Raw genomic sequence first — 13,146 nt, 5'->3', positions numbered from 1 at the left:
CGCTCCCGGCCGAATTCCAGGAGGACCTTGACGCTGCCGTCAACTGGGGAGACGGGCATGCGTACTTCTTCAAGGCGGACCGGTACGTGCGGTACAACATCGGCAACGACACTGTGGACGTTGGTCCTGTAGAGATTGCTAAGTTCTGGACTGCGCTCCCGGCCGAATTCCAGGAGAACCTCGACGCCACCGTCAACTGGAGCCAGGTCTCGCACTGGGAGCGACTCAATCTCGACCGGCGTCTTCTCTACGTAATGGAACGCCTGGTCGAACGCTATGCATACCCCGTTAACGGAGCAGCGGGGATTGTAGGCAACCTCGTGGCTGAGTCCGGTGTGATCCCCAACCGTGTCGAGGGAAGTGCTGAGAGCACCCCTATGCGATCGAAGAACTTCGGCGGCACCGTGGTCAACCACACGGCAGACGACATCATGAACCGGAGTGCGGCCCACCATGTGGGACCTGCTCTTCCAGGCATCGGCCTGGCGCAGTGGACGTCTTCCGCCCGGCGCGCCAGGCTATTCACGCACCCGTTCGGCGGGGACGGGCTTGGGGCGCGCGCAGTCTTCAACATGGATGGCCAGGTTGACTACCTGGCGAATGAACTGCGAACCGGCTTCAGCGGGGTTCAGGCTCTCCTGACGAGGTCCACGGTGACAGTCAACGAGGCCTGCGACGAGGTCGTATACAACTTCGAGGTTCCAGGGGCCATTCTCCAAGGCGGGACGAAGCTGCCCCGCTCGGACCAGCGTGTCCAACAGGTATTCGCGCAGCGACGGCTCCCGGCGAAACGCGCCCTCAACGCTTATCGCGCTGTTCATCCGTGAGTCCGCGACCGCCTGCCGCGCCTCCGGCATGTCGAAGATCTCGCCGGGAGGTTTGCAATTCGGTGGCACGTCGCCCTCCTCTTTGACATCCTCCCCGACCTTCAGGCCGGGGAGGACGTCAATCGCGCGGGTCGTCGGCCAGTGTCCGCGGCGAAGATCGTGCGGGTGGCCGGTCAGAGGGCGACGATGCCTTCGCCGCCGACGCCGCCCGGCACGGTCCGGGAGCCCAGCCGGGTGAGTGAGCCGTCATGGTTGACCGCGAACTCGTCGACGATGCCGTTGACCCCGGTTTGGGCGTAGAGATAGTGCCCGTCCGGGGAGGTCGCGGCATCGACGGTGCCAGGGTCGGTGGGCGTGTTGCCCAGGAGGGTCAGCCGGCGGCCGTGGTCGGAGGCGCGGAAGCCGCTGAGGGTGGAGCTGCCCGCGTTGGAGGCGTAGAGCAGGTCGCGGGTGGCGACGATCCAGCAGGTGGCCGACTGGCCCGTGGCCGCGAAGGCCTCCTGCGATGCGGTGCCGTCGCGGTGGATGGTGAACGTCGCGACGGCGTTCGTTCCGGCCTCGGCCAGGAACAGGCCGTGGCGGCCGTTGGGGACGAAGGCGAAGGGCACGGCGCCCGGCAGGTTCGTGGTGACAGGGGAATGGGCCGGTGCACCGTTGCGGTTCAGGTTGAACACCAGGAGGTTGCTGCCGTTCGCCTTGGTGGTGACGACGAGCTGAGAACCGTCGCCGGTGAAGCCCACCTGCCCCGGGGTGTTGGTGAACTGAGGCGTGGCGTTCGGGTCGAGACCCAGGGCGCGCTTTCGTCCGGCCTCCTTGTGCAGGCGGCCGTGGTGGATCGTGTAGCCCTGGATCGAACCGCCGTTCAGGGCGTTGAGCACGTACACGTCGTCGTCATGCACGGCGATGCTCACCGGGAAACGGCCGCCGGAGCCGATGACCTGGCGCAGCGCCAGGCGGTCGCCGTCCACGGAGAACACGGAGACGGTGTCGCTGCCGGCGTTGACGGCATACAGCAGGGCGTGGCGCGGGTCGTAGGTCAGGGAGCCCTGCGAGGCGAGGTGGTCGGCGACCGAGCCGGCCAGCACGCCCCCGAGACCGTGCGTGTCGTAGGTCCTGGCCTGGGTCAGTCGCCCGTTCTCCGCACGCCGGTAGGCGATGATCTGGTTACCTGCTGGGTTGTCGGTCTGGACGAAGAGCACATGGTGGCCGCCGCGGTCGTGTCCGTTGCCGCCGTGCGCCGCGGCGGACACGGACGGGGTGCACAGGGCTGCTGTGGCGAGCACGGTTGCGACGGCCATGCCGAGACGAGTGATCTTCTGCACGATGTTCTGCCTCCACGAGGGACCGGGATCGACGTCTCGCTGGAGGCCTGCGTCTCTGGTGGAGCCAGATTCGGGCACCGTGGCCGCGAGCGGAGACGACATGGACGAGGGCAGCGGTGGGCGCGCACGCCAGGCAGGCAGCGCCCCCGTGCGTGAGCCACCACTGTTCCTCGCCGACACGGTATGTGATGCTTTGTCATAAATCTTGGAGGTGCTGCAGTTCGGCGCTGCCGCGCAGCTCGCCGGAGTGAAGGGCGTCCGGGAAGCCTGTCAACGGGCCGGGGCCGGGAGGCGTCGTCGGACAAGCATGGTCACCAGCGGCGCGGGAGCGATGTTGTCGGAGGCGACCGGGAAGTGGTTCGACCGGCCAGGCCGCGGCTGGGCGGGGTGACCCCGAAGTGACGGTCGTTGATCTCAAACCTCTCGCCCGTCCTCTGGCGCCACCGCGGCAACGCCCTTCACTTCATTCGAGGTTGAGAGACGGCTGCCGACACCGAGCCGCGGCATCCGCAGACCTATAGCACCCGGATCGCCGTCCGTCCCGCAACCTCTGCTTTGCGCCCGGCACGGCTGTGGCCGCCTGCATAATTCGTCACTCCATGCAGAGGAAGAAGGGATCCGGTGACCCGTCGCACCAACACGTCGTGCCTGGTCATGGCCGTCAAGAGCTATCTGCTACTGAACGTGTGGATCGCCGTCGGCTATGGCCTGGCACTGCCGCTCACCCTCCCCGACCTGATGGCGTCGCAGGAGCCGCCGCTGCACGTGCGGGGCCCGGTGCAGTACGCGGTCGTCTACGGCATACCCGTCGTCGTGGCTCTGGGCGTGGCCCTGTTCGCGAGCCGCCGGCGGCCCTGCGCCCGCTGGGCCCTCCTCGCTCGCACCGCGGCGGTGCTCGTGCTCGGTCAGGTCGCCGCCCACTGGGCCGCGGCACAGTTCGACGCGCCCGAGTGGACCGGCCGGGCGATGGCGCAGTGCGGTGCCGCCGGGCTCACCGCGTACCTGTGCCTGGTGGCGGTGCGCCGGTGGGACGACCGCGGTCTCCCCTCGGGAAGCCGTCGCCCGGGTCCGGGCGAGATCTGGCACGCCGTGGTTCCGTTCCGGGACAACGAGGGCAGCAAGGAACGCTACTGCCTGGTCATGAGGAGCCGCCCCCACCACGCGGAGGTCCTCAAGATCACCAGTCAGAACAAAGACCACCGCGACGACCACATCCGCATGCCCAACGACGGTTGGGACCACACCTCCGGCAAGGACCACTGGGTCGAGATCGGCCTTCAACCGCTCAGAGTTCCCTACCGGGATTTCACCGACGACCGCCCCAAGGGCCGTTGCCCCCGAGCGGTCTGGCGCCGACTGCGGGCCGAGAGCCCGACACCCGCAGCATCCGCGGTGTGAAGGCATTTCGCGCTTTCGCGGGTCACAGCTACGACACGAAGCGTTCGTGATCATTCACTCCAAGTCACGCAGGCGCCACAATGACGGCGCCCAAACCGTCCTTGGGGGGACCATGCACGCAAGAACCACCGGCGTCCGCCTCGCGACCGAGCCCGCCCGCTGCGGCTCGGCAGCTCAGCGACAAGGCAGAGCCGTACGCGCCAACGGCGCCTCGGCCCCAAGGCCCGCGGACCGCGGGCCCGACGCGAACCTCTCGCAGGCCGGCTGGATGATCCGGTGCGCCGGACACCGGACCGGACCGATCAACTAGCCAGCTCGCGCAGAGGGGAATCCGCCATGCAACGCCGTGCCGCCAACGTCGCCGTCACCGCCCTGCTCGTCTCCGTCCTCGGAGCGTGCGGCAGCGCCTCACAGTCCGAGCATCCCAAGCCCTCGCCCTCGTACGCAGCCGACAGCGTCGACGCGCGCTGCCGGGCACAGGACTGGCCCCAACCCATGCCCGACATCCAGGGCCAACCGTTCGACCCGCTCGGCACGGACCTCAAGTGCTTCGGCAACATCCAGGCCGTCGCGCCCGACGGACATGACGTGATGACCGACCCGGGCAGCGGGCTGGGCGCCTGGACCGTCGTCTCCAGCAATCCCGGCCCGGGTGTCAAGGTCGGGATCACCACATCGATCACGCTCCAGCTCCGGAGACGATGAAAACCCGAGGGGCACGACCACGGCCCCGCCCACCCGGGAGGAGGGCGCCCGGTCGGCCGCGGGCACGCACTCCCGCCGCCCTCGCCGAACCGGTCGGCCTCGACGACCTGTTCCACATGCAGGGCACCAGTCACCCACGGGCCTGAGGCGTGGGCCCCAGCCGATGGGGATCGTCTTTCGGGCGTACGACGCAGAACTCGGAGCAACTCCGCCGGGCAGGCAGCGAATGCGGCGAGCCAATCCAATCGTGGTCCGCCGCGGGCGATGCGGAATTCGGTGCTCGCGGCTGCCCGAGGTGATCGCGGCAGACCATTTCAGCAGGTCGCCGTCCGAGGCCGTGGCCTACGGGGTGAAGCCGGTCTCCCGGTCTGCGGCGGTGATCTGGTCGTGGAAGCGCCTGTGTACCCAATGGCGCTCGCCCAATAGGTTCACCTGCCCCCATCGGCCGGAGACCGGACCAAGTCGGGTATGGCGTGGCATCGTGCCCGCCAGGCGCCGTGGACTGGCGCCGCCGGACAGCTTGCCGCTGTCCAACACGTAGATGGCGTCCTGGGTGACCGCCAAGCACCGGTACTTGTTCCAGAACATCGTCAGGCCGGTGAGATAAGTGATGACGAAGAACCAGAAGTTCGGCGCGCTCTGGCAGATGAACACCTGCCGGATCTCGCTTCCGGGGGGCAGGAACGGTGCCGAGCGCTGCACCAGGTCCCGCCGCGGCTCAGGGGCGCGCCGACCGGTCTCCTCAGCGGGCATACGGTCCTGCCTTCCCTGCCGCGCGTATCCGAATTCTCGAGGCTCGACGTAGTCGGGGTGCGTGTGGCCTGGGAGGCGCATGAACCACCGCCGACTGGTACGCGACTACGAGGCCAAGCCACATCGCTCCGAAGCCATGGTCCACCTCGCGATGATCAACCTCATGACGCGACGCCTGACCGCGGAATCCGCCCCGAGCCGACGCGGCACCTGAACCAGCCCCAATCGGGCGATCAGGGATGAAACGACAGGAGAGAACACCCTCTCAGCGGCGATGGGTCAGGACCGCTATATCCGTGCCGAAACCGGCCACCAGCCGCCCGTCGGGCGCCATCGTCAGCCTCTTGATACGGGAAGGAAAGGCGTACGCGCCGATTTGCTGCCCTGTGTTTGCGTCCCACATCCACACGGTTCGGTCGCCGCCGGCAACGACGACAGGGCGACCATCCAGCGTGCCGGTCGCCCCCGCACGCACCTCACTGGTGTGTCCCGTCAGCGGCGGTGCCAGCAGTTCGCCCGTGGCCAGGTCCCAGAGGTGGACTCCTTCGGCCTTGTGGCTGGTGAGAAGGACGTTGCGGCCCTCGAGCGTCTCCAGGGCCAGGGCGCCTCGTTGCCGCGGCTGCACTCCGATCCATCGGCTCGCGGTCAGGTCCCAGACACGGCCTTCCCCGGTCACCCCGACGAAGCGGCCATCGACGGCCGCGAAGAACTCGATGGAGGAGCTGGTGTACTCGCTGGTCGACCGTCCGTGCAGCTCTTCCCTGGTGGTCAGGTCCCACATCCGCACCGTCTTGTGCCGGTCGTCGCGCGTGAGGAGGACGGCCCGTCCGTCCACCGTCCCCGCCGTCAGCAGACCCACGGCGGCGGTGTGGCCGGTCAGGGGCTCACCGAGCTGCCCTCTGCCGTCGAGGTCCCATATCCGCACCCTCGTGTCCGAGCCGCCGGTGACGATGACACAACTGCCGTTCACGACGGCCGTGGTGACCCCTGTCACGGTGCCGGCATGACCAGCCGGCCGGCTGCCTGTCTCCCTACCCGTCTCCCTTTCACCGTCGAGGTCCCAGATCCGGACCGATCTGTCGTCGCCACCGGTGACCGCGAGGTGATGCCGGTTCACCACTGCCGTCGCCACTCCCCGCACAGTCCCCTCGTGGCCCGTCAGCGATGGCCGCAGCTGCCGGAGGGTGGGCAGATCCCACACCCCGACCGGCCCATGGGCGTATGCGAGGAGGGCGGCGGGACGGTCGTGGAGCATCCTCACGGCCGCCGTTTCCACGAACGCGGTCGCGACGGGCTCACCGACCTGCTCGCGCGTGACCAGGTTCCAGACGTGCACCTCGTAGGCGTTGGCGCTGACGGCCATCGGGCACTCGGACGCCGGATCCGTCACCAGAAAATGCGCCGCGGCGTTGAGGTCCAGACTGGCGCAGAGCCTTGCCTCCCCGTCGCCTTCCACCGTCCTGTCGTACTCCTGGTCCGCGAACACAGGAGGCTCGTCGGGAGGGCCGCCCTGGGCGCCGAACTCCCGTCCCGTGATCAGGTCCCACACTCGGACGGTTTCTTCCCCCGTGATCAGGTCCATCGCCCCGAGTTCCTTGGAGTGACTGGTGACAGCGACAGGACGGCCGTCCAGTACCGCCGTCGCCAGAGCGGACACAAAACCGGTGCGCACGGTCAACGGCTCACTGTGCTGGGAGAGGGTGGCCAGATCCCACACTCTCACCACGTCGTCCACGCAGGCGCCGACCACGACCGGCCGACCTTGGACCAGTCCCACGGCCAGCGATTTCACCCAGGAGTCATCGTCGGCGGAGCACGTGCCCACCAGCTCTTCCCGCGCCAAGTCCCATACCCGAACGGTCCGGTCGAAGCCGCAGGTGACAGCGACGGGACGACCGTCCAGCACCGCCGTCGCCAGCGCACGTACGGCGCCGGGATGAGCGGACACCGCCTCGCCGAGGCGGCTGCCCGTGGCCAGATCCCACGCGTGCAGCGTGCCGTCCTCGCAACCGGCGACAGCCAGACCACGGCCCTGCGCGACCACGGTCGCCAGCACACCCACCTTGGCCGGTACCGGCAACGCGTACCGCAGCCGGGAGTCCAAGTCGCTTCCGGTCGCCCACTGCACGACCCAGGAGTCATCCATCTCTTGGCGGACCGCGACCTGGGCGATGCTTCTCGCCAGCTCTCGGTTCCCGTACCGGGCGGCGTCCAGCGCCAGCACCTGCCGCCGCACCCCCGCACCGGCGTCACGGTGCACATGCCCCGACGTCCGGTACACAGCGGCCGCCAGCATCTCCTCCTGCCCGGCAGCGCCGTCCAGGCCCGCGAGGATCAGCTCCGGGTCCCCGTGCACCAGCCATCCAGGATCGGTCAACCGGCCGCCTGCCGCAGTAACTTCACGTTCCGGACCGCAGTTTCGAGGTTCGCCAGACATGACTGGCATGGTAACCACGCCACCCTCGTCGACCGTCCGGCGGACACCCCGAAGGAACGTCCCGCAGCACCGTACGCAGTTCCACGCACACTCCCGCCGACGTGGCCCGAGCGACCAGAATGCCAGGTGCACGGTCTTCTCGGGGCCCAGATCTTCGGGCCGATCGATTCGTGCACGACGAGTTTCGAAGATTGCTGCGCGGGGCCGGCGGAGTCGGGTCGGGCCAGACGGGGCGTCGGTCGGAGGGTGAGCTGAGCGAAAGGCTGCCGCGCACCGAGTCGCCTCCTGATGTCAGAGGACATTCTGAACCGGTATGCCCGATTCCCGTGTTGGGTCAGGCGCCGTCCTGGCGGTCACGTGGTCCTTCGGCGGCTTCTACAGTGTCCCGAGGCGAGGCGGGGCGGGCGGGACGGTAGATCAGAAGGGCTGACTCAAGAACGTGGTGCGGATCGAGCGATTGGCGGACCTGAAGCCCGTCCACCAGCGACAGGCTGCCGCCCTGGCCCTGTGGCGGTGGCGCGCGCCGATACTCGTATTCGAACTGGCTGCGGAGTGGGGCATCGACCGGTCTGTGCTGGAGTCGCTGTTCCGACTGGCGGCATCACCCCCTGGTGAACAGTCGGATGACGCATACCGGCGAGCAATCGCCGAGCTGTGCACGGCCCCGCTCTTCACGTCTGAAGTCGACCCGGACACGGTCGAGCTCTTCCAGTTGGAGACCATCAGCAACCTGCTGACCTTCGGCGAGCTGCTGGACAAGCCTGACGTGGACGAAGTCGAGCGAGTGGTCGAAGCCTCGGCCGGCCTGGCGACCTACCTCGACGGTCTCGTCGAGGGCTCCTTCCACTCCCACCCCGCGGAGGAAGCACACCACCAGTACCTCGCTGACCGGGCGGACCGGGCGGACCGGGCGAGCGACGGCTACTTCGCGTCGCGCCACTTCGCCGTCGAAACCGCCTGCCACGGTGCTCTCGGGGTTCTCCCTGATTCCGCAGGGCTACTCGACTCGTCCACGGGCCGCGAGTTGCTCACGCTCTGCGAAGACTTCGGCGAAGAGCTCGTCACAACGATGCAGTGGCTTCGCATGACGAGCCACTAACGATCGCGTCGTCAGCCGGATGGCAAGTGCGGCAGCCGTGAGGGACGGGTGGCTCGGAGCGGAGGGCTGCTACGGGCGGCGCCGGATGAACAGGCCCGGTTCGGTCTCGGCGAGGACGCCCAGACCGACCATGCGCTTGAGCTTGTGCCGGGTGCTCTCGATGTTCTTCGGCTTGAGCGGGAGGTCCAGCACCTGGCACAGGTCGCGGGCACGCATCGGTTCATCAGAGTCGGCGAAGACGTCAAAGATCTGCTGGTAAGCCGGGTGGGCCGGCAGGACGGTCGGCTCCTCGGCCGGCTCCGGGGGTGGAGGGAGGGCGAGGAGCGTCTTACGGGTCACCGCCAGGCTCTCGATCTCCTCGTCGAGTTCACGCAGGCGCGCGGTGAGCTCGTCCATCTGCGCGCGAATCTGCGCTGCATCGCCGACGAGTTCGCGTTCGCGTGCGTCGATCCGCTCCAAGAGCGGCGTGACCTGGTCATCCATGCGGTCACCCGCGCCAGGTGGGCGTGGTCTGGCCGGTGAGGCGGCGCGCTATCACGTCGATCATGGCCCAGCGCACCCTGGACTCCGAGGACTTCGGCCTACTCTCGTAGCCCCGCACGAGCCTGCAGAACAACATGAGGATGCCGAGCGTCTGCTCCATGATCCACCTCTTGGCCTGCGGAACGAAGCCCATGCCCTTGTCGGTTGGGTCGCGTTCGACGATCTCGACGTCGATGCCGACCTTGGTGCCGTGCTCGACGACGGTCTTCTTGAAGCCCTGGTCCACCAGTGCCTTCTTGATGGTGCCGATGGGGGCGACCTGGCCGAGGAGTGCGATACCGAACGCGTTGTCGTGGGCGTCGGCGGCCAACACGGTCACGGCGATGAGCAGGCCGAGGACGTCCACCGCCAGGCCACGCTTGCGGCCCGGCACCTTCTGCGCCACCGTCGTCGATGACGATGACGATGACGATGACGATGACGATGCTGATCGGCATCGACACCGGGCTTCGCCGAGTTGGCGCGCACAGCCAGGGGCCGCACCGGTGCAGACACGGCACGCCTGACTCCTGATCGAATACGTGGGGACGTCGCGGCCCGACAATTCCCCTGTCCCGCCCGCCGCCCTCCGGGTCCGGCCAACTCAGGCAAGACCAAACCGAGTCAGGGAAGCGGCGTCCGGGTTTCGATCCCGGTTGCTGTGTAAACCCTTGACGGAGCCTGTGTGGACTGCGACGGTATGGCCCGGCATTCGCACAGAATCCAAAACTTTCCACCCTTACCCGTCATGCGTCTTTGTCATCTTTTTCGGCTGTTCCCGCACCTGACGCGGAGTCACTCACACCTGTCGGCAGGTCTGAGTGCTCATCGGGTAGCCCCCATCCGAAAGAAGGACAACGTGCGCCTCCACATGCCCCGCACGCGCCGTAGGGCCCGCACACCGCGGACTTCCCGCGCACCTCGCACACTCCCGACACCCCGGGCACTCGGCCCCGAGTACGACTCGGCCCGCACCGACAGCCGCCGTGAGTCCGCCGGCAGACGTGCCGGTACCGCGGTCGGCACCGTCCTGGCCCTGCTCGCGGCGTCAGCCGCCTGGGTCATGGGCGCCGCGCCACAGGCCGGCGCGCTGCCCAACGGGCTGGCGCTGACCCCGCCGATGGGCTGGAACAGCTGGAACAAGTTCGGATGCAACGTCACCGAGCAGAAGGTCGAGGCCGTCGCCGACTACCTGGTGTCCTCCGGTCTGGCCGCGGCCGGCTACACCTATGTCGACATCGACGACTGCTGGATGGCCGGCAGCCGCGACTCCGCCGGCCGTCTCGTGCCGGACCCCGCCAAATTCCCGGACGGCATCAGCGGCACCGCCGCGTACGTGCACGGCAAGGGCCTGAAGCTGGGCATCTACGAGAGCGCGGGCACGAAGACCTGTGCCGGCTACCCCGGCAGCCTCGGCCACGAGCAGACCGACGCGAACAGCTTCGCCTCCTGGGGCGTGGACCTGCTCAAGTACGACAACTGCAACGACGACGGGACCTCCGCCCGGCAGCGCGACACCACCATGCGCGACGCCCTGGCCGGCAGCGGCCGCGCCATCCTGTTCAGTCTGTGCGAATGGGGAGTGGACGACGTGTGGACCTGGGGCGCGGGCGTGGGCAACATGTGGCGCACCACCGGCGACATCAACGACAGCTATGGCTCCCTGCTGTCGATCTTTCACGCCAACGTCAAGCTGGCGCAGTACGCCGGCCCCGGTGGCTGGAACGACCCCGACATGCTGGAGGTCGGCAACGGCGGCATGTCGTTCACCGAGGACCGCAGCGAGTTCAGCCTCTGGGCCGAGATGGCCGCCCCGCTGATCACGGGCAACGACCTGCCCAACTCCTCCGCCGCCACCGCCTCCATCCTCGGAAACAGGAACGTCGTCGCGGTCGACCAGGACGCGCTCGGCAAGCAGGGCGTGCAGGTGTCCGCCGCCGGAGGCCTGGACGTCCTCGCCAAGCCGCTGGCGGGCGGCGACGTGTCGGTGGCGCTGTTCAACGAGAACTCCGGCGCGGCCACCGTATCCACCACCGCGTCGGCGGTCGGCCTGCCCGCCTCGTCCAACGGCTACAGCCTCGACAACCTGTGGTCGCATGTGAAGACCACCACCAGCGGCGCGATCTCGGCCACCGTGCCCGGCCACGGCACCGTCCTGTTCCGGGTGTCCACCGGCTCGGCCACCAGCACCGGCACCACTCACGCCCTGGTCGGCGCCTCCTCGGGCCGCTGCCTCGACGCGTTCGACAACCAGACCGCGCCTGGCACGAAGATCGAGATCTGGGACTGCAACGGCGGCGCCAACCAGAAGACCACCCTGACCACGGCCGGTGAACTGCGCCTGTACGGTGGCACGCAGTGCCTGGACGCCACCGGCGCTGCGACCACCGCGGGCACCAAGGTCGAGCTGTGGACCTGCAACGGCGGCACGAACCAGCAATGGCGCCTGAACGCCGACGGCACGATCACCGGCGTCCAGTCAGGTCTGTGCCTCGACGTCACCGGCGGCGACCAGCCGCCCGGAAACGTCGACGGAACCCAGCTGGAGCTGTGGAACTGCAATGGCGGCGCCAACCAGCAGTGGCGCCTGAGCTGAACGAACCGGGGCGCACCGATGCCCCTCGCACGGTCGCGGCCCGACGGCCTGGATCCGGCGCTCACGAACGCGATCCGGGCCGTCGGGCCGACATCTGTACGGGGTCGTCCGGGGTGGTGGGGTCCAGGGTCCGGTCGTCCGCGAGCCGGGTGCAGAGCCGGGCCGTGCGGTCCTGGCAGCCCTCCAGCCCGGCCAGGACCCCGACCGCCCGTCCTCGGGCGACACCGCCGAGGACGGGGTCGTCGGGGACAGGCCGTCAGGACCAGAAGACGGAGCGCCTGGGCCCGGGAGACGTGGTCCTGTTCACCGGCCTGAACCATGTACGGGGCATCGGCGCGCTCTTTCGCAACGCGGCCTTCGTGGACAGCGTGTGGGGCGCGGACGAGGACAACGGCAGCCGGCACAACGTCTACAGGCTCTACGGCTGCCGGTACGGCAGGCGTGGCATCCGGCGCCGTCGACAGCCTGAGCAGCCGGGTTTGGCCTGCGACCAGCCGCAGGCCGCGTCCGCCGCGGGTCCTGGGGGTGGACGAGTTCGCCTTCCGTAAGAGCTGCACCTACGGCACCGTGCTGGTCGACGCCGAGATCGGTCGGGTCGTAGACGTGTTACCTGAGATCACTGCGGCCTCTGACCGGCGGGGGTAGCTTGCGCCTGGCGGCACCCGGCGGGCTGCTGGTCGGTGATTGACATGATGGGCGGCGGCAAGATTTCAGCTGTCTCCAGGGGGCGATCATGGCGTTCAAGACCGAAGCCGATTCCGTAGTCGTCGATCGGGACGAGTGGTCCTATGCACCGGCTGTCGGCGTCGGACCGCTCCGGTTCGGTATGACCGTCGACGAAGTGGTCGAGGCGGCCCAGCTTCTCGGCCAGACGAAGGTCAGCGATTGCGCACCGGACCACGCGATCTTCTCGCCGACTTGGAAGATCGAGATCGGTCGCGGGGTATCCCCCTCTCCGCCTGCCGTCACGGCCTACGTGAGCCAGGCTGCGGGGTTGTTCTGCATCGCAGCCGACGCCGTACACGGTCCCCAGGTCCGGCACGACGGAATCTCGCTGGTCGGAAGGGACCCGTCGGAACTGGAGAGCGACACGATCGCGCATGCCGAGGCAGCGGACGGGTACTTTCGCTACACGCCCGAGGGCTTTGCAGTACCGGATGATTTCGGGGTGGTCATGCGCGGGCAACTCGTCGGGCAGGTCCTGCGATCGCGTCCGTTGTTCATGGTGACGCGTGACGGCGCGAATACTGAATGGGATTCGATGCCTTTCGAGGAGTACCTCCACGGTCAGTCAACGACCTGACGTGGTGTGACTCGTGGCGAGGGGTGAAGGAGGTCGCCGACCCATCGTCGGCTGGGGCCACGTGAGACCGGAAGCCGGGGCCGAGTCAAGGGTCTGGCACAAGTTCCGTGAAGCGTGCACGGTGAGTAATTGGTTGGGGGCAGCCGTCCTGACTGGCTAGGCTCCGTCGCCATGAGCGGACCGG

The 13,146-nt window shown here is 68.3% G+C and carries 10 protein-coding genes and 2 pseudogenes; 7 read left to right on the top strand and 5 right to left on the bottom strand.

What is annotated here, in order from left to right:
- On the top strand, positions 1–827 hold an 827-nt coding region (locus ACH4S8_RS42160), incomplete at its 5' end, for a phage tail tip lysozyme (RefSeq protein WP_398404107.1).
- A gap of 173 nt (positions 828–1,000) precedes the next feature.
- Here ACH4S8_RS42160 and ACH4S8_RS42155 read toward each other — a convergent pair.
- Complete coding sequence (locus ACH4S8_RS42155; protein WP_398404105.1) at positions 1,001–2,149, bottom strand: lactonase family protein; 1,149 nt, start codon at positions 2,147–2,149, stop codon at positions 1,001–1,003.
- A gap of 621 nt (positions 2,150–2,770) precedes the next feature.
- Here ACH4S8_RS42155 and ACH4S8_RS42150 point away from each other — a divergent pair.
- Both ACH4S8_RS42150 and ACH4S8_RS42145 read left to right on the top strand, forming a co-directional pair.
- The gene (locus ACH4S8_RS42150) at positions 2,771–3,547 is read left to right on the top strand and encodes a hypothetical protein (protein ID WP_398404102.1); all 777 of its coding nucleotides are present in this window, start codon (positions 2,771–2,773) and stop codon (positions 3,545–3,547) included.
- 336 nt (positions 3,548–3,883) lie between these two features.
- Positions 3,884–4,252, top strand: coding sequence for a hypothetical protein (locus ACH4S8_RS42145; protein ID WP_398404100.1), 369 nt, complete (start codon positions 3,884–3,886; stop codon positions 4,250–4,252).
- 342 nt (positions 4,253–4,594) lie between these two features.
- Here the strand turns inward: ACH4S8_RS42145 and ACH4S8_RS42140 are convergent, their stop codons facing one another.
- Positions 4,595–5,005, bottom strand: a complete 411-nt coding sequence (locus tag ACH4S8_RS42140; protein WP_398404098.1) for a hypothetical protein — start codon at positions 5,003–5,005, stop codon at positions 4,595–4,597.
- A 70-nt stretch (positions 5,006–5,075) separates the two neighbouring features.
- Here ACH4S8_RS42140 and ACH4S8_RS42135 point away from each other — a divergent pair.
- Positions 5,076–5,219, top strand: a pseudogene (locus tag ACH4S8_RS42135) (IS5/IS1182 family transposase); the annotation flags it as partial.
- A gap of 51 nt (positions 5,220–5,270) precedes the next feature.
- On the opposite strand, the gene ACH4S8_RS42130 reads toward ACH4S8_RS42135, so the two are convergent.
- Complete coding sequence (locus ACH4S8_RS42130) at positions 5,271–7,382, bottom strand: WD40 repeat domain-containing protein (protein ID WP_398404096.1); 2,112 nt, start codon at positions 7,380–7,382, stop codon at positions 5,271–5,273.
- 499 nt (positions 7,383–7,881) lie between these two features.
- On the opposite strand from ACH4S8_RS42130, the gene ACH4S8_RS42125 reads away from it, so the two are divergent.
- On the top strand, positions 7,882–8,541 hold the full coding sequence (locus ACH4S8_RS42125; protein ID WP_398404094.1) for a hypothetical protein: 660 nt from the start codon (positions 7,882–7,884) through the stop codon (positions 8,539–8,541).
- Between the two features lie 69 nt (positions 8,542–8,610).
- Here the strand turns inward: ACH4S8_RS42125 and ACH4S8_RS42120 are convergent, their stop codons facing one another.
- Positions 8,611–9,024: a hypothetical protein gene (locus ACH4S8_RS42120; RefSeq protein ID WP_398404092.1), complete on the bottom strand. Its 414-nt coding sequence runs from the start codon at positions 9,022–9,024 to the stop codon at positions 8,611–8,613.
- Between the two features lie 4 nt (positions 9,025–9,028).
- A pseudogene (locus ACH4S8_RS42115) lies at positions 9,029–9,460 on the bottom strand (IS5/IS1182 family transposase); the annotation flags it as partial.
- Between the two features lie 462 nt (positions 9,461–9,922).
- Here ACH4S8_RS42115 and ACH4S8_RS42110 point away from each other — a divergent pair.
- Positions 9,923–11,659, top strand: coding sequence for a glycoside hydrolase family 27 protein (locus ACH4S8_RS42110; protein ID WP_398404090.1), 1,737 nt, complete (start codon positions 9,923–9,925; stop codon positions 11,657–11,659).
- A 733-nt stretch (positions 11,660–12,392) separates the two neighbouring features.
- Positions 12,393–12,962, top strand: a complete 570-nt coding sequence (locus ACH4S8_RS42105) for a hypothetical protein (protein ID WP_398404088.1) — start codon at positions 12,393–12,395, stop codon at positions 12,960–12,962.
- Positions 12,963–13,146: the final 184 nt, after the last annotated feature.

This window comes from Streptomyces sp. NPDC021080 (assembly GCF_044333225.1).
Taxonomy (GTDB): Bacteria; Actinomycetota; Actinomycetes; order Streptomycetales; family Streptomycetaceae; genus Streptomyces.
The sequence above is the reverse complement of the archived record's forward strand: the minus strand, read 5'-3'. Positions and strand labels throughout refer to the sequence as shown.

What these genes read in the sequence shown, in the direction of transcription:
- ACH4S8_RS42145 (WP_398404100.1), top strand. Translation starts at nt 3,884, where the DNA reads ATGCAACGCCGTGCCGCCAACGTCGCCGTCACCGCCCTGCTCGTCTCC.
- ACH4S8_RS42140 (WP_398404098.1), bottom strand. Translation starts at nt 5,005, where the DNA reads ATGCCCGCTGAGGAGACCGGTCGGCGCGCCCCTGAGCCGCGGCGGGAC.
- ACH4S8_RS42120 (WP_398404092.1), bottom strand. Translation starts at nt 9,024, where the DNA reads ATGGATGACCAGGTCACGCCGCTCTTGGAGCGGATCGACGCACGCGAA.
- ACH4S8_RS42105 (WP_398404088.1), top strand. Translation starts at nt 12,393, where the DNA reads ATGGCGTTCAAGACCGAAGCCGATTCCGTAGTCGTCGATCGGGACGAG.